The following is a 15,708-nucleotide window of genomic DNA, read 5'->3' as shown; positions in this document are numbered from 1 at the left end:
ATAAGCTTTCCCAAAGAGCAAACCCTACGATTTTATGGTTGGAGCGCAAACCCTAAATTTAAGAGCTTATCGTGGTCTGAATAGCTATAGGAAGTTTATTTTATTTTTTCTAAACTGATTTCCCTCTCTGATAAGTAACCTATTTTATAGGTTCTAATTTCGTTTCTAAACGTTATTTCCAATGTTTCAAAATCAAGTAGAGTCCATTCTTCCCATAGTTCATCAACTATATTAGTATGTCTTTTTATTACTAAGCCTTTCTTTTCTTCTTTTTTGTATTCTGTCTTATAGACATCTGTTTTTAGGAAATAAATTTTTTGATTATCCAAAAATTGGTAAATATCACCTATTCCCATCATGGCTTCAATTTTGACCATGTGCAGAAAGTTTGAATCAATTTCATATCCTCCATTATGTTTAGGGTCATAAAAAATCCAAATTCCTTTTAAGCTCTCTGCTGTTTTTTCAATATTCTTTTCTAACACTCGGTTAATAAGCGAATCTTTGAAAATAGAATCATTTTTATAAGTGATGATTTGATTAATTTGAGGATATGAGAAAGCTTTACCTCTTTTGTATATCTCCCATTTTCCAGTCCTTCCTTTAGTGGAGAAGTAGGCAGTTTGATGCAGTGATCCATTAGGATTATAAAATTCCCATTTTCCAATAGGTAGCAATAATGTATCAAGATATTTGAATGCTTCAAAAGTTTCGGGGTCAAATAGAGTAATTGTGTCATTTAAAGTTGAATCACTGATATAAACTAACCCTTCCTTTTTTAAATCCCAAGTAGTTTCTCCCCAAAAATTATCTACAATTACTTTGGGAGTTTCGTAGTACTCTTTATAAACGAATGTAGTATCTCCAAATTTATAGAATTCGTAATGTTTGTTTCCATTTGGATAGGATCGTATTAAATGAACAGTTTTATCATTAAATTTTAGATGATGGGTAATGAGTGTATCATAACCAAAATCAATTTTCCCATGATGGTAATATCCTAATTGCTTGTTGATGTTGAAGTTTTGAGCTTTAGGATATTTAACGAAAAATAATATTATTAGGACTAATAAAAATTTCATTAGGTTTAGTTTTGAGATTTATAAAGCTCTCTAATGTTTCGGTTAAAAAACACTGCCGTTCTACAGGGTAGCTATTATTTTTTAGTTATTGTTGTAGGTAATTTTATTTCTAATATTTCTGCTTCACCTGTACATCTAGCACCTTCATGTATCCACCACTTTCGACCAATCTGAAGATATACATGAATGGATGGATGATCAAGGAATCGAACAAGCACTTCCTTTTCCTCTCCAGGCATGATTAGTTCTTGCCCTTCAAATTGAATATCACCAATGTAGGTCCTTAAAAATCCATCGTCATAATACTCAAAAACATGATTAGGTCTCAATCCAGATAAAAACCCAGTTTTACGTCCTCCATCGTTTGATGTCCGCATCTTCAGTCTTGCCTTAACTAATATGAGTTCTGAATTATTCATTTTTCAATTTTATTTCAATAAGTTCTGTAAAATTACCTTAGATTTCTCCGTCATGAAATATGGCTAATATAGTTGAAACCTTTTGCAGCTATTTAATTATTTACAACGATTCGTGTATAGACTGAGTGTAGACCATATGCAGTTTAAATATAGTTTTTCCTTGAGCAAAATCATAGATTTTGATGGTAAACTTGTTTTCAAACCAGCAGCAAAATCTATGATTTTGTAATATGTATCCATGGAGTAACGATATAAATTGTACACTTTGCTGCATTATTTCTTTTCCTTAGAATTATTTGAAAAAATAATGCTACATTTTCGTTTTGTGATATACTTATACAGAGCACTTATTCATTTTCCTTTTTTGCCAATAAGGAATATACCAACGGAAATTCTACCCTCTACGCCTTTTTTCTTTATCAATTTAAAATTCCTTTTTTTTATCAGAATTTCCTTTTTTATCATAACGCTAATGCATACGATGTTGGAAGAAGCAATGGAGGAAAACGATTATAGGAAGGTTTTTTTATCACTTAAGTCATTATTACTTACGCAGATTGCTACTTACTGGCTTTTCTATTGTAAATTCAGTTGGATCGTGATAACCAAAATACTCCATTTGGTCACCAAAGTTTTTAATAATTTCTCGTATTTTATCTAAGGACTCTAATCTCAGATTATTATCTACTGCTCTAATTGTTGCTAATTGATCAACAGGATGATTTTTATCTTCTAATTCAGCACGCAAATAATAAGCATCTCCAATATAAAAAATCCATTGATTGTTTACTTTTATTGCAACTCCACAATGTCCATGAGTATGACCAAACAAAGGGATTAAATATGTTTCTATTTGTAAGTTTAGATGAACTTTTCGAGCAGGAAGACCGAACCATTCTTTATCGTTTGATTCGTAAAGTTTTAAATCTGGATTATGAGAAAGTTGTTGTTGTAGGTATCTTTCATTTCCATTTTTAAAACTTTCATATTCCTCATTTGAGACGTGAACTTTTGCGTTCGGAAAGTCTGCAAGTCCTCCGATGTGATCAGGGTCAAGATGTGAACAAATTATATGCTCTACATTCTGAGGGTTAAGACCTAAATTTTCAATTTGTCGTATTGCTGTTAAACGTTCTTCAAATTTAAATCCAGTAATGGCAATTAATTCTTTTCCTAATCTTTTCTCAGGTTCTCTGAACTCCATAAGTCCAATTCCTGAGTCTATTAATACAAGTTTTTCATTTTCTTGAATGAGTAAACAATGCCCAATAGCGGAACCCATTGGCGACTCAATTTTAACACAATTTAGATGATAAATTTTTGTCATATTATTTTCGTTTTGTTCTGCTTGCAGATATATAAACTGTGCAAAAGGCCATGCACTGAATCTAATTGGCTCTGTCTCCAAACAAAATTTATGATTTTACAGCGTTGGTCATGCCACGAAGTTTAGACATACAGATTGTTCACTGCCATAAAGTTAAGAAGAATAGTCAAAAAAAACATATGTTTAGAGTGTGAAACGTGACAAAAAACTACTGAGTTTAACGATGATGGCCCTTATTGCGATAGCTTGCTATTAGACCGCCACTTAAAATCGAGGAAACCTTGCTTGATAAGAATGTAATTTTAGAGATAAGGAATGTGCTGTCCCTATAGATAGCAAATTTAGTATGCTCCTTTTAAAAGTGTTCCTACCTAAAATGTAATATCTTTAAAAATAGATTTTTTACAAATTATAGCCCAGCTTTTGCTCTTAATTTGATGAAATTGATACGTTGTTGTCGTCGGTTTATTTTTTATCCAGTACTTTTTTTATGTGGGTGATAATTTCTTCATCGTTAGATAGTTGAATTTTTGCCTTTAGATATTTTCGTGCAGTTTTATTGTTTATATAGGAGAGGATAGAAATACATTTTTTTAGTAAGTGGTAGTTTCCAATGTTGTCTTCATCTACTACTTGGAGAATTTTACCAACAGCTTTTGAAATAAAATCTTGATTTAGTTTTAGATTTAGAGCATTAATTAATGCTTCAAGCATTGCGCCTTTTGACCATTCTAATTTACCGTTTTCAATTTCTATGCTGAGAGCTGAGCTTTCTAATATTTCGCTAATTGTCCAAGTTATGATTTTAATATATTGTTCACTTTGATAGGTATTATAGGGAACAGCAATATCTTTAATTAAGTAAAAGTGTTCCCAGTTTTTTGAGTTGATTGTCTTTGTTAGAATTTTAGAGAATTCTACTTCATGGGATAAGTTTTGGTTTTTAATTTCTTGAAGAAATGAGTTGTGAAATTTTTCGTAGGCTTTCGTATAATTTTTTTGAAGTTTTTGATATTCTGTAAAGTTTTTTTCTTCGTCAATAACGATACCTTTTTCTTCATCCTCAATATACTTTAAGTTGAAGTTTTCATATTCTCGATATGTTTTTTGATATTCAGTCAAGAATTGATCAAATTTTTTCATGGAGATTTCTTACAAGGTTTATATATATTAATTGGCGATTAATGGTTGCACATATGGAGTGGAGAAGAAGTAAAGTACGAAATTTAGCTCAAAACTCAAGCAAAATCATGTATTTTACAGCTTAGGCGTTTTCGTCAAAAAATGATCTCTATCACCATCAACCTATTGTTATCAGTTGACAATTTTATTGATGGAGCATCTATTCACTTTTCGAACTCTTGAGTGTCTTATATCTAAAAAAGGTTTCATAAAAATCAAACTGTATCCTTTTTTATAATTAGCATTAATAAAATGATAGTAGTGTTTTGAGCAAAGCTTATTTTTTGTTTCATGCATGGAATTATGGGACTAAAAATAGCTAAAGATTCTAGAAATGCTACGGTTGAAGTACAAGTTTTAATAATATTTTAAACACCTTCAATATTAAACATGAGCCTAAAATCATTATTTTTTTCCTTTATCCTCATTATTTTTTTAATTCCTAGTGCATTGAGTCAGCTCAAAATTGTGAAAGACAATATAGCTTGTACTTATGGTCTTAAAAACAATTTAGGAGAGTGGGTTGTAAAACCTCAATTTATTCTTTTACATAAAACCTTTGCTCCTAATGGGCTTACTTTTTACGAATCTTTAGGGCACGAAGGAAAAGGATTACTAGATCTTTTTGGCAAAGAAATATTGCCTCCTCTCTATGGGAGGTTGGATTTTTGGAGGCATGGAAATCAAGTTTTTATTTTATATTATAAAGACCAAACTTGTGGTATATCCAACCAAGATGGCTCTAAAAAACTTCCTCCTATTTATAATGGAATAGAAAGGGATTTTCCTTCTTCTTTTATTCTTCATGAAAATGAATTCACAACTTATGTTGATAGTGCTTTTAAGGTAATTCTTCCTAGAAAAAAAATTAAATATAGTGCATTCCGAACAAGGCCAATAACTGGTACTTATTCCAAAAACAAAGATAATGTACACAAAGTAGGCATCATGAATAGAAAAGGAGAAATAATCATTCCTTTGATCTATGATGACCTTAGGTATTGTAACGATACAAGTGCCTTTTTTTTATATCAAAACAACACTTCTACTTTATACAATTACGAAGGAAAAAAACTAGCTCATTATCCATACAATATAGGAAGAAACACTGGCTATAGCTGCAACTGTAAATGCAATAATAATGATGGAATCTCTATCCAACAAAATAATAAAAAGGGTGTCCTAGGTTGCGATGGAAGGGTTATATTACCTCCCAAATATGATCTAATCATTCGTATTGGCAAAAATAGAAGACTTACGTTTACGGATAAAAAATTAAGTATAATTGAAGAGAATAAAACGATTCTTGGCCCGATAGCATTCAAACAATACAATTTATTAAGGTACAAAAACAACTACTTGTTGATTAAAACCCCTGAGAATAAATGGGGGCTTTACGCTTTGGATGGTACAGAATACTTAAAACCCAAATACGATTCAATTTACTTTAGTTATAATTATGTTGATTCCAATAGATATTTTCATGTATTACAAAATAAAAAGCTAGGTATTTTTGATACCCAAAAAAATCAATTTTTACTTGAAGTTGCCTACGATAAATTGATTACTTACAAGAGAAAGAATGATTTCATTTTCCTAACAAAGAAAAACGACAAGTATGGCTTTGTCTATCCTAATAAAACCATCCCTCCGATCTATGATGAATACATCAGTTTTTACAGGAATCGTGGTACTATTTTTATAACAAGAAAGGGCAATAAATACGGGCTTGTATCCTTAGAAGAAACGATTGATCCAATTTATGATGCTCAGATAGCATATCCTAACCTTTATTTTAAGGATCAGTCACATCATCCAATGATACTTTTTTATAGGGAAAACAAAATAGATATTTTCACTATTCCATCCTTAGCAAGAGTGAATTACAAAATAGCCTACAAGGATGCTCAGACTTATATCTTAGAAATAGACAACCATCCAAGACTTTATGCCTTCAGTGTCCGTTCAGAGGATAAACAAAAAAAAATTCAGCAAAAGCAGGTTCAAAAAATTGGAAATTTATTGTGCCTTAACTGCAACCATTGGGATAATTTAGAATGCCTAGTATTTGCAAAAGAAAATAATCAGTGGAAAGCAAAAAAGTTTATTGACAAAATAGTTAAAATACAAAAATCCTCTAATAAAATCAGGATCAGAACAAAGACAGGAAAAATTGGTATTTTAGATGTTTTCAATTCAAAACTTGTGCTTGATACAGTTGGTACTGAAATCGTATTTCAACATGAAAGGTGGAGTTATAATTGCTTATTTGTACGCACAAAAAATGGCTATATACCTTATGATACTTTAGGTAACCTAATCTCTAATATTGTTTTAGATGAAGTACCAAAGGGATATTCTGCTAAATATAAAGGAAAGTTTGGAAAGCTAGATAAAAACTTCAATTGGGTTATAAAACCTAAATATCAAGAATTTTGCGACATGGGGCAGATGAGCCACTTGGTCAAAACAAACGATACGGATTATCAAATTATAGATTTCGAAGGAAAAAAACTACTTAAAGCTATCTCTCCAACTTCTTACCAAAATTTTTCTAGTTTTTACTTAGGACGCAAACTTATTCGTCTATTGATCAACAAAAAAGGAAAATTAATTGCCTATGAGGAAGGTAACCCTAAACTATTTACAGACAATCGAATACAAGCACTAATCTTAAAAAGATTAGAATCAATGCATAGAGATACAACTTTATTTAGGTCTTTAGCCAATACTAAAATTGGCGAACATTTATCCTTTGAATTATTAAGAGTAAATGACGTTGATTTTAAACCAACCAAAGGGGTTAACCTTTGGTCGGGAGATATACTTAGAAAACCAGAAATTGATGTTAAATATGCTAACCAAAAAGCTTATTCCTATCAAATATGTCAGAGGGTTGACGAAATGAGCTTTGATGGAGGCTACTTTACCCATCGCCTTATTTACGAGTGGAAAAACTATGCGTTAATCGACGAGAAAGTAAAAGAACTATCCATCTTAGATGTTTTTGGGAATCGTGATATTTTACTTAATGAATTAGTCAAATCTATCCAAGCTAGAGATGATTTATTATTGGATTGTGCGAATCCCGAAAAGTGGGTTGATGAAATCAATGAAGATTTTTCATTATCAAAAGAAGGTGTCTTTTTACACCTTAAAAATGAGAAGACAAAAAATCAAAAATATGACTTGTTAGTTCCTTGGGCTAATCTCTTAAAATATCCCTCTACTACAGTTTTAGCAAAACGGTTTATTTCAGAATAACATTACTCCGTTAGAAAATTGTATCAACTTGATAATCAATGAAATGGTTTTTTTGTTAACTGTCTCATGAGCATAGCGAACTAAAAAACTATCTCATGACCGTAGGGAATAACTAAGCGTAGCGCTCATGACCACAGGGAACTAATCAGCGGAGTATTAAAATAAGTAATACTCACCTTATTTATAGAACTCATGATTTATTTGGAGAGTAAGACAAATTCAGATTATTGCAAACTTTGTAACCATTGAATTAATTCCTCATCATCTATAATGCTCCAAGAATGAGGCTGTTTCCTATGATTTGGTTTTCGATATCCTTTGTTTTTTGTAAGAATCAATTGTGCATTTGTGTTACCTAAAAGTACTAATTCATTAATCATACAAGAACCATCCAATCCATTTATATCAGAAAAATCGCTACTACCATATTTTTTCATTTTCCAATTTAATTCGGGTTCAGTATAATATCGGATTGGAATATTCGTAATTTGTTTTATGGCTGTTTGATTGGTGTCAGTAAAGCAGTAAGGTGATTTGTCTATATAGTTTTGTAGATTAGTAGAGGGCGTTCCTCCCATTTCTTTTTCAATCCTTTCTGTCATGTAAATGGCTTCTTTTCGAAGTCCTGAATTCGGAGCAATTCTCAAAGTTCGCTTGTAAGAATTATAAAACCTTATAAAATCTAATGGTGGGTCAACTACAAAAATTCCATTAGGTTGATGTTGATAATTGTCTTTTACAGCATCTTCTGCAAATTTAACAACACAACTCCCTCCAATTGAAAATCCTCCAATATAGAATTTTAAATTTTTCAAGTTATATCTAATGTGAGCATCTTCTATAATTTCTTTAAGAGAAAGCTGGGTTAAGCTATCTATTCCAAAAGATGCAAGTCCTGTTTTAAATGTTGGTATTATTGTTAAGATACCCTTTTGGGCTGCTAAAATAGGCAAGTCCGTTTGTTCCATTACGTGCTCAGGTGATTCATAGAAACTTGGTATAAGAAATAGGTATCCCTTACATGGGATTTCTTGAGGAGAAACGGTCAAATAACAGTTTGTTGTGCTATCGTTCTCATTGAGATAAATCTTTTCAATTTTTTGCCCAATTGCCATTTGAGTAATCATGGAAAATAATATAAAAAAGGTATGTTTCATTTTATAGTTTTTCCGTAATACACTCAAAAATTAGAAAGGTTCATTTTATCATTTTTTTATTGCCGCTAAATGCGTGTAGGGGAGAAGCAAAACAAAGGACGAAGTCTAATTTTACAAAATAGCCAAATCTATGATTCTTTTCCCGATGAGCTGGATGAATATATACGAAGTTGTTATTTAGACGATAAAAATATTTATATTTAGTTATTTTATTATCGAATAATACTCGTCCATTACATACAATTTCCTTATTCTAATATGCGCTCATTTTCTTTTGTAAGGATAGGATATGCTTATCCCTATGCTTACTTTTATATAACCCTATGTTTATTCATTGCAATAATTTTTTTGAATTCCAAAACTGCTCGTAAATTGCTTGGAGCCAGTAATTTATTGTTTTTACTTGGGGCGAGCACATTATTTGCCTTAAACATTTATAGATATAACAAATACTATATCCCCTTTTCTCAAGACTTGGCTTTAGAATTTACTGCTTCGGAAGCATTCAATTGTTATATTTTTCAAATGATATTTTATGGGTATCTTCCCGCTTTTCTTTTGACACTAATCTTTCTGATTCGTCGAATATTTTTAAGTATTCCTTTTACTTGTCTTATACTTTTGTTACACAATCCGTTCTGGGATATAGATGCTTATAATGCCGTACTTTTCTTTTGTGAACATCGATACATAGAGGGGATGACTCTAAATGATGATCCACATCGAATACTTTATGAATTTAGTTTAACACACCTCAACCTTGATTTGGTTTATGGAATGGCATTTCATGGATTTATTCTCTTTGTTTTATGGTCTATTGGTTTGATGCCCGAATTAAAGGAAGAAGAAATAAAGGAACCTATAATTGATGATCCTTATGATTCTTATGATCATTTAGTTTATTAGCATTAACTAGATAAAAATGGAGAGGTCTCTTTGCCCCACCGAATTTAAAAAATCAGCGCAGCTAATTTTGATCGCCAATTGTTTTGTTTTTTCTCTAAGAATTATCCCCATAAAACTATTAAAATATAAAGCAATGGCAAACCAATTATTAATAAGGCTGCCCATTTCCTCGTATCTTCTGGTGAGTGTTTCTTTTTAGGACCTTTTTCAAGTCTTAATTGAGCTAATTCTGTTTCTGAAAGTATAATATTTTTATTGGCTAATAGTTGCTGGACAATTTCTATTGAGGTGTACCCCATTTATAGGACCAGTTTAAGCTGATTTTAAATTTATTAGATATTTTTCTTCCAAAATCTCCTCACAGAAATTTTGGGAGGTTTTGGAAGGGGAATATCGGTCACAAGGACGTTCATCGTCAATCCCCATGTGTCTTCTTTCCCAGTTATATTTGTTAAAATACTTTTTCATTCCTGTATGCAATGCACTTCCATCCAAATACTCTCGAATATAAGCATCTTCGTATTTCACAGACCACCATAATCGTTCAATAAACACATTATCGATACAGCGCCCTTTTCCATCCATGCTAAATTTAATTCCATAATCTTTGGTAACACATTTGACAAATTCTTTTGATGTAAATTGACTTCCTTGATCCGTATTCAAAATCTCTGGCTTCCCATATCTTTCTATCCCTTCTTCTAATGTATTTTTGCACCATAGGGCATCCATCGTATTCGATATTGACCAAGACACTACAAATCGACTATAAAGGTCAATGACAGCAGTTAAATATAGAAAACCCTTTGGCATAGGAATATAAGTAATATCCATTGCCCAGACTTGGTTAGGTCGTTCTATTTTTAAGCCTCTCAGTAGATAAGGAAAAACTTGATGGTCTTCTCCTTTTCCTGGTTTTGACGTCTGTGGTCCTGGTAAAATGGATCGCAAGCCCATTACAGAATAATACAATCGATTAATACGCTTTCGATTCACCTTAAAACCTTTATCCGCCGTCAACCATAAATGCATGGCACGAGCTCCTTTATAGGGATGCTTTAGGTAATGTTCATCCATTAATCGCATCAACTCCATATTTAATTCGCTCTCTTCTTTTGGTTGATAATAAATACCAGAGCGATGAATACCTATCAACTTGCATTGACGGCGAACACTCAAAATTGGGTGATTAGAATTAATATGTTGACGTTTCTCGGACAAGGGCTTTATTTCAACACTTTTTTTAAAAAGTCATTCTCGACTTTTAGCTTACCTATAGTCTGTAAAAGTTTGTCTTTTTCCTTCTCCTCCTCGGTCTGCTTAGAAGTTGGTTTTTCAAATATGTCTTCTGCTCCTTCCAAAAATTGTTTCTTCCAAGTACGAATTTGTGTTGGTGCAAGCTCATATTTTTGAGCTAACTCTGATAAAGTAGATTGCTCTTTTAGAGCCTCTAATACTACTTCTGTTTTGAACTTTGCTGTGAATTTTCTTTTCTTCATAATCACTAATTTAAGCTTTTTTTCCGAACTTAACTAGTGGTCCTATTTTTGGGGTATACCGTACTATGTCATCATCATTCCAATCTTCAGAATACAATAAGACATCAATCAAGCCTTGATCGTCCATTGATTCTTGAAAAAAAGCTTTCCTAATTTCTCGACAGTTATCGAGAGCTTCAATTTTGATTTTGACTAAATCAGTAACCTCTAGTTTTTTATTTTTAGCTACTTGAATGACATAGCGTTTATCACCTAATTGGATGTCATTAGGTTTTAAGCCTAGTCTAGTATGATCATGATCATCGTTTAATCTTCTGATTTCCCTTACTTTATGGTCAATGTTATTCTCAATCAACAGTTCTACAACATCTTCTAAATAGTAGCCATCTATATTAAGGTGGTCTTCCAATTTGTCCATTTCATTATAATCTAATAGGTTATCATCCATAGAAAAAGGTATCTTGATTAGATAAAATATAAAATCAATCTAATTAAAATTAGTTAATCCCCTATGATAAATAGTTTTTTTCTAAAAAAGAATAGACCCTATCTTTATAAATTTTACCAGAGTCATCTTTTACATGATAGGTGATTTCCTTTATCGACTTTACTTTTCCATAAAGATTTAAATCAGAGAGGCCGTTTTTATTTTTTTGAGAGCTTGAATCTTATTGGAATATTATACTTGCAGTAAACATTTTCTCCATCATGAACAGCAGGAATCCATTGTTCTTGATCCTTAAATAAATCTTTTGCAGCATCACCACATCCTCCACCAATTTCTCTAAGGATTTTTATATTTTTAATGTATCCTTTATCTGTTACAGTAAATGAAATAACAACCATTCCCTCAATGCCTTTAGCAATAGCTTTTTTAGGATAGTGAATATTTTGATAAATAAACTCTAGTAATTTTTTGTCAGCGCAAGATTTTAAATCTTTATAATTCTGAGGAGCACTTGGACAGTTTTTAAACATAGGAAGTTTATGAGGAGATGAAAAGATAACTTTCTCTTTTTCAAAAAATAACTCTCCATCTTCAAGTGAAGCCCATTTGCCATCTTTTTTTACGGTTCCATCGCCATTTATAGATGCCCAATGTATTTGCTCATATTTAAAAGGTATTACGCTTTTTCCAGATGTATCAATTGCACCAAAATGGTTTTCTAATTTAGCAATGTAGCAATAACCAGATGTATAGATTGTATCATATATTGATTTAGCTATTTTTTTGCCCGAAGAATTTAGTAGTCCCCATTTAGAATTTTCTTTTACAAGAAAAAAATCATTATAGTCTTCTTTTACTGAGGAATATACAAAGTTTTTCTTTTTAGCTTTAGTACCTTTCTTAACAATAGCATATCTATCCTTTTTTTGTTTTATAATTACTTGAGAAAAAGTAGTATTGATTGTACAAAACAAAAGGAAAAGTAGTGTGATTTCTCTCATGGTTTTTGATTAAAAATCTGATTTTATTTAGTGGTTTTGTTTTACTGTAAAAGTAACAATTTTTTAGATTTTTTATTTTAAAAATTGGTTTATACTTTCCACAAGAGCGATAGGGTTATCTTCTTGAACATAAGTCTTGGAGTTTTCGATTTCTACGAATTTTACATTTGGAAAAATGGTTTTTAGCTTTTTTCCTAACTCCATAGGAAATAATTTGAAATCGTCTTTCCCCCAAGTAATTAATACTGGTTTATTGAATTCCACTAACTTGATAGCTGCTCTTTCTGTATATAGTGGATCCCATTGAACAGCCATTTTCCTGAAATCTTCTCGGATTAAATTATTTTTCACGAAGTTTTTTACATACAATTCAGATATATCTTCTTTTGTCAGTTTATGACTCAATAGTCCGAATGTCATATCCCACTTTAATGAAGCTTTATAACTAAAGAGTTTTGCCATAAGCCACATATATCCAGGAATTTTAACCATTGTTGATAGAGATTTGAATTTTTTAGGAGGGAATATCTCAAACCCTTCACAATTACTTAAAATCAAATGAGAAATCATTTCATTATACTTAGACGCAAACACTTGTGCGTAAGCACCACCTGTGTCATTGGCAATTATAATGGAGTTATGGAGTCCAAGTTTTGTAATAAGTTTGGCAATTAATTCTGCAATGCCATCAGGAGAGAAGTCCAATTCATTTAATATTGGTACCTTATGACCACCAAATGGCCATTCTGGTATGATGCAACGATAATTATTTGAAAGCTGAGGAATTACCTTTCTCCAAGTATTCCCATTTGAGAACGCACCGTGTATGAATATAATTGGTTGACCTTTACCTAAATCCTGATACTCGATAATATTCCTTTCAATTTTAACTGTCTTCATTATTTTCTTTGTTTAGGAATGCACTACAACGTTATTGCATATCATGTGCTGTTGTTGTTATTTCAGATTATGTTTAATTGCTTGAATTTTATGAAAATCTGGATCAAAAGCACTATTGTTTTTGAATGAGAAATAAATCATAACCGAGAGTTTTCTTTGAACGACAGCAAAGCCTTTCGCCATAAATTCCACCAGCATTCGTTAAATGCTGTAAATTAGATTTTGTAAGCCAATTCTTGGTGCTCTTTGTTTTCTGTATTCGTGCAATAATTCATTGTTGTATAAAATTTGCTTAGGCGTTTTATTTTCAGTTTTGCATAGTTTGTTTCAATCCAAAATTATCAACCAAAGTCCTTCTCACTTGCAGTCCATACATTGCATGAAGTTTTTACTATTCCGTGTCTTCAACTTTTAAGTATCCTATTTCAAGATCTCAGATCTATTGTTGATCTGAGATCTTTAGCATCTATTTAATTACTTATTTCTTATATGGATATTTATTACTTTTTTTTAGATTCTCTTTCCATTGTAATGGTTGGAAATTATTTAGATGATCTTTACCACCTTTTGATTTAGGTTTTGAATGGTCCTTTTCCCAGCCATAATCGGATTTTCTGTTACCGTATTCAGAATATTTAATAGTATTTCCATACTTATCTTTTCTCCAAACATTAGAATCTAAATACCAAACTTTGTCCCCTTTATTCCAAACTTTATCAGGAAGTGAAAGTTCTGATTTTTCATCATTTTTAGATAAATATTCCACGGTATCAATCGTAACTCCTACCGTAGCCCCAATTCCAGCTCCAATTAAAGTACATTCAAATAATTCTTCGAAATCAAATTTTTCTTTGGGGTTGAAAAATAGTTGATTTAAAATGTTTAACACTGTCATTGTGGTTCCACAAACTACAGCACTTTGTACTGTTCTTTTCATATAATATATTTTTAGTTACTTAAAGAGCTATGGAACGGATTTAGAAACTTGTTGTTACATTTTTTTGGTGTTTTATGGATTTTCTGTCACTATTTTGAGTGTTAACCTTTAATTGTTGACAACATTATTGTATATAATGTATGGAAGAGTAAAATACGAAATAATGGTGTTGCAATTGAGCAAAATCACAGATTTTGCAGTGTTAGTCATGCCACGAGTTGTAGAGCATCCGACGAAAATCTAGCATGGATTATAGACATTGTTATGACCTCTTTCATTTTTCCTTCAGAAGTAATTGTATGATAACAGCTTCAGAAGTTTTTACATCATTTTGAAATTTCCTTAGCATCGGAAATATCGCAGCGATTGGCATATGACCAAACGTAAATTCCTCCCATGTTTTTCCTCTCTCTTTAGGCCCACTTTCGTTAATTCCGATGGTTATTTCTCTTTTTACAATGTTTTTAATTTTTGAGTCGTCAAAGAAATTAATGAAATCCTTTTCTAGTTGAAGTATTTTTTGTTTTAATTCATTTCCTTTTCGTTCCGTAATGAAAATTTTATGAGGTGTTTCTTTATCTTTTTTACCCTTAGGAATTTTTCGACCATCTTTTTCAATGTATCCTCCAGATTGGGACACTAATTCTATCCTTAGTGAGTCAAGAAAGGTGTTAAATGATATAATTTTTTTTCTCAATAATATAAACTTATTGACTTGGGATGTATCATTGTTTATCTCTATTTTATTCAATATATCATCTAAACTAAGCGTATCAGAAGGATTTGCTTGTGGTTCTTTATAAGGAATATCTTTTTCAATTTTGAAAATTTCCCCTTTTAGGAGATCAACGATAATAACAATTTTGGTGTCATCTCCAGCTCTAAAACCTTTAGTGTATACATAGCGTTTCCCTTCTTCTGTTATGATACCATGGATTAATCCAATCCACCCATAATTAGGATAAGTTTTTCCTTTAAACACAATGGGCTCTTCTTTTTTTATTATGTTTAGAGCTTTTTTTATTTCAGATTTCCTTAGGTGCCAAAGAAAGTAACGTTTGTTATTAAGCATAGTGGAAGAAGAGTAATTAGAGCCTTCTTTTGGAGAGGTAGACGGATAAGATTCTAAAAAGTAATCCTTTTCATTTAAATCCATTACACTTATATAAATAGTGGCTGTTTTCTTTTTGTTGGATAGATATAATGTCATTTGTGCGAAAGCCCCCAGTGATCTTTCCACTTTGATGAGTTTACTTTTTTTCAAATTAAATCCTTTCTTTTTTAAGTTTAGATTTAGTTTTTTGATTTGCCTGATGAGTGAATCTTGATATGATTTATTCATAGAGTCCACACGTGCAGTAGTTCTTGGACTTGCAGGCCAGCTCAAAACTTTAATAGTTTGTGCTGTTTTTAGGAAGTACTGAGAAATGGGCTCTAATGATTGCTTTTTTAGCGCTTGATGTAAATCTTTCGAAATTTGATTGATTTGTGCGTGAATACAGAATGGGGAAAAAGCAAAAAGGATAGGAAGTAGTATTCTATTAAACATCAATGTTAATATGATTTTAATTGGCATGTGCGTATTG

The 15,708-nt window shown here is 31.4% G+C and carries 15 protein-coding genes; 2 read left to right on the top strand and 13 right to left on the bottom strand.

All coding sequences use genetic code 11. From position 1 onward, the window contains the following. Positions 1–95: 95 nt before the first annotated feature. The 4 genes from AsAng_RS10290 to AsAng_RS10275 all read right to left on the bottom strand — a co-directional run bounded on the left by AsAng_RS10290 (position 96) and on the right by AsAng_RS10275 (position 3,971). Positions 96–1,082, bottom strand: coding sequence for a hypothetical protein (locus tag AsAng_RS10290; RefSeq protein ID WP_264792690.1), 987 nt, complete (start codon positions 1,080–1,082; stop codon positions 96–98). 74 nt (positions 1,083–1,156) lie between these two features. Further along, positions 1,157–1,459 (bottom strand): hypothetical protein, encoded by a 303-nt coding sequence (locus tag AsAng_RS10285; protein WP_264792689.1) that lies wholly within the window; start codon positions 1,457–1,459, stop codon positions 1,157–1,159. Positions 1,460–2,045: 586 nt separating this feature from the next. Next, entirely contained in the window at positions 2,046–2,828 is a 783-nt protein-coding gene (locus AsAng_RS10280) for an MBL fold metallo-hydrolase (protein WP_264792688.1), read from the bottom strand. 465 nt (positions 2,829–3,293) lie between these two features. Then, a complete protein-coding gene (locus AsAng_RS10275) occupies positions 3,294–3,971 on the bottom strand; it encodes a hypothetical protein (protein ID WP_264792687.1) in 678 nt (225 codons plus the stop codon). Between the two features lie 429 nt (positions 3,972–4,400). Here AsAng_RS10275 and AsAng_RS10270 point away from each other — a divergent pair, with 429 nt between their 5' ends. Further along, positions 4,401–7,274: a WG repeat-containing protein gene (locus AsAng_RS10270; protein WP_407655318.1), complete on the top strand. Its 2,874-nt coding sequence runs from the start codon at positions 4,401–4,403 to the stop codon at positions 7,272–7,274. Positions 7,275–7,498: 224 nt separating this feature from the next. On the opposite strand, the gene AsAng_RS10265 is transcribed toward AsAng_RS10270, so the two are convergent. Beyond that, on the bottom strand, positions 7,499–8,431 hold the full coding sequence (locus AsAng_RS10265; RefSeq protein WP_264792685.1) for an alpha/beta hydrolase: 933 nt from the start codon (positions 8,429–8,431) through the stop codon (positions 7,499–7,501). A gap of 348 nt (positions 8,432–8,779) precedes the next feature. Between AsAng_RS10265 and AsAng_RS10260 the strand changes: the two genes are divergently transcribed. After that, entirely contained in the window at positions 8,780–9,337 is a 558-nt protein-coding gene (locus AsAng_RS10260; RefSeq protein WP_264792684.1) for a hypothetical protein, read from the top strand. 101 nt (positions 9,338–9,438) lie between these two features. On the opposite strand, the gene AsAng_RS10255 is transcribed toward AsAng_RS10260, so the two are convergent. The 8 genes from AsAng_RS10255 to AsAng_RS10220 all read right to left on the bottom strand — a co-directional run bounded on the left by AsAng_RS10255 (position 9,439) and on the right by AsAng_RS10220 (position 15,698). Continuing rightward, positions 9,439–9,636 carry a hypothetical protein gene (locus AsAng_RS10255; RefSeq protein ID WP_264792683.1) on the bottom strand — a complete coding sequence of 66 codons (198 nt, stop codon included), beginning with the start codon at positions 9,634–9,636 and terminating at the stop codon, positions 9,439–9,441. Positions 9,637–9,649: 13 nt separating this feature from the next. Beyond that, positions 9,650–10,558, bottom strand: a complete 909-nt coding sequence (locus tag AsAng_RS10250) for an IS3 family transposase (protein ID WP_264792634.1) — start codon at positions 10,556–10,558, stop codon at positions 9,650–9,652. Between the two features lie 5 nt (positions 10,559–10,563). Next, the gene (locus tag AsAng_RS10245; protein WP_264791660.1) at positions 10,564–10,836 is read right to left on the bottom strand and encodes a transposase; all 273 of its coding nucleotides are present in this window, start codon (positions 10,834–10,836) and stop codon (positions 10,564–10,566) included. Positions 10,837–10,846: 10 nt separating this feature from the next. Further along, positions 10,847–11,284, bottom strand: coding sequence for a hypothetical protein (locus tag AsAng_RS10240; RefSeq protein ID WP_264792682.1), 438 nt, complete (start codon positions 11,282–11,284; stop codon positions 10,847–10,849). Between the two features lie 197 nt (positions 11,285–11,481). Continuing rightward, a complete protein-coding gene (locus AsAng_RS10235; RefSeq protein ID WP_264792681.1) occupies positions 11,482–12,285 on the bottom strand; it encodes a TonB family protein in 804 nt (267 codons plus the stop codon). Between the two features lie 72 nt (positions 12,286–12,357). Continuing rightward, the gene (locus tag AsAng_RS10230; protein WP_264792680.1) at positions 12,358–13,185 is read right to left on the bottom strand and encodes an alpha/beta fold hydrolase; all 828 of its coding nucleotides are present in this window, start codon (positions 13,183–13,185) and stop codon (positions 12,358–12,360) included. Between the two features lie 478 nt (positions 13,186–13,663). Then, a complete protein-coding gene (locus AsAng_RS10225; RefSeq protein ID WP_264792679.1) occupies positions 13,664–14,122 on the bottom strand; it encodes an HNH endonuclease in 459 nt (152 codons plus the stop codon). 274 nt (positions 14,123–14,396) lie between these two features. Continuing rightward, a complete protein-coding gene (locus AsAng_RS10220) occupies positions 14,397–15,698 on the bottom strand; it encodes a hypothetical protein (protein WP_264792678.1) in 1,302 nt (433 codons plus the stop codon). Positions 15,699–15,708: the final 10 nt, after the last annotated feature.

It is taken from the genome of Aureispira anguillae (assembly GCF_026000115.1).
Classification (GTDB): domain Bacteria; phylum Bacteroidota; class Bacteroidia; order Chitinophagales; family Saprospiraceae; genus Aureispira; species Aureispira anguillae.
The sequence above is the reverse complement of the archived record's forward strand: the minus strand, read 5'-3'. Positions and strand labels throughout refer to the sequence as shown.

Coding starts and splice junctions, on each gene's coding strand:
- AsAng_RS10290 (WP_264792690.1), bottom strand. CDS start 1,082: ATGAAATTTTTATTAGTCCTAATAATATTATTTTTCGTTAAATATCCT.
- AsAng_RS10285 (WP_264792689.1), bottom strand. CDS start 1,459: ATGCGGACATCAAACGATGGAGGACGTAAAACTGGGTTTTTATCTGGA.
- AsAng_RS10280 (WP_264792688.1), bottom strand. CDS start 2,828: ATGACAAAAATTTATCATCTAAATTGTGTTAAAATTGAGTCGCCAATG.
- AsAng_RS10275 (WP_264792687.1), bottom strand. CDS start 3,971: ATGAAAAAATTTGATCAATTCTTGACTGAATATCAAAAAACATATCGA.
- AsAng_RS10270 (WP_407655318.1), top strand. CDS start 4,401: ATGAGCCTAAAATCATTATTTTTTTCCTTTATCCTCATTATTTTTTTA.
- AsAng_RS10265 (WP_264792685.1), bottom strand. CDS start 8,431: ATGAAACATACCTTTTTTATATTATTTTCCATGATTACTCAAATGGCA.
- AsAng_RS10255 (WP_264792683.1), bottom strand. CDS start 9,636: ATGGGGTACACCTCAATAGAAATTGTCCAGCAACTATTAGCCAATAAA.
- AsAng_RS10245 (WP_264791660.1), bottom strand. CDS start 10,836: ATGAAGAAAAGAAAATTCACAGCAAAGTTCAAAACAGAAGTAGTATTA.
- AsAng_RS10240 (WP_264792682.1), bottom strand. CDS start 11,284: ATGGATGATAACCTATTAGATTATAATGAAATGGACAAATTGGAAGAC.
- AsAng_RS10235 (WP_264792681.1), bottom strand. CDS start 12,285: ATGAGAGAAATCACACTACTTTTCCTTTTGTTTTGTACAATCAATACT.
- AsAng_RS10230 (WP_264792680.1), bottom strand. CDS start 13,185: ATGAAGACAGTTAAAATTGAAAGGAATATTATCGAGTATCAGGATTTA.
- AsAng_RS10225 (WP_264792679.1), bottom strand. CDS start 14,122: ATGAAAAGAACAGTACAAAGTGCTGTAGTTTGTGGAACCACAATGACA.
- AsAng_RS10220 (WP_264792678.1), bottom strand. CDS start 15,698: ATGCCAATTAAAATCATATTAACATTGATGTTTAATAGAATACTACTT.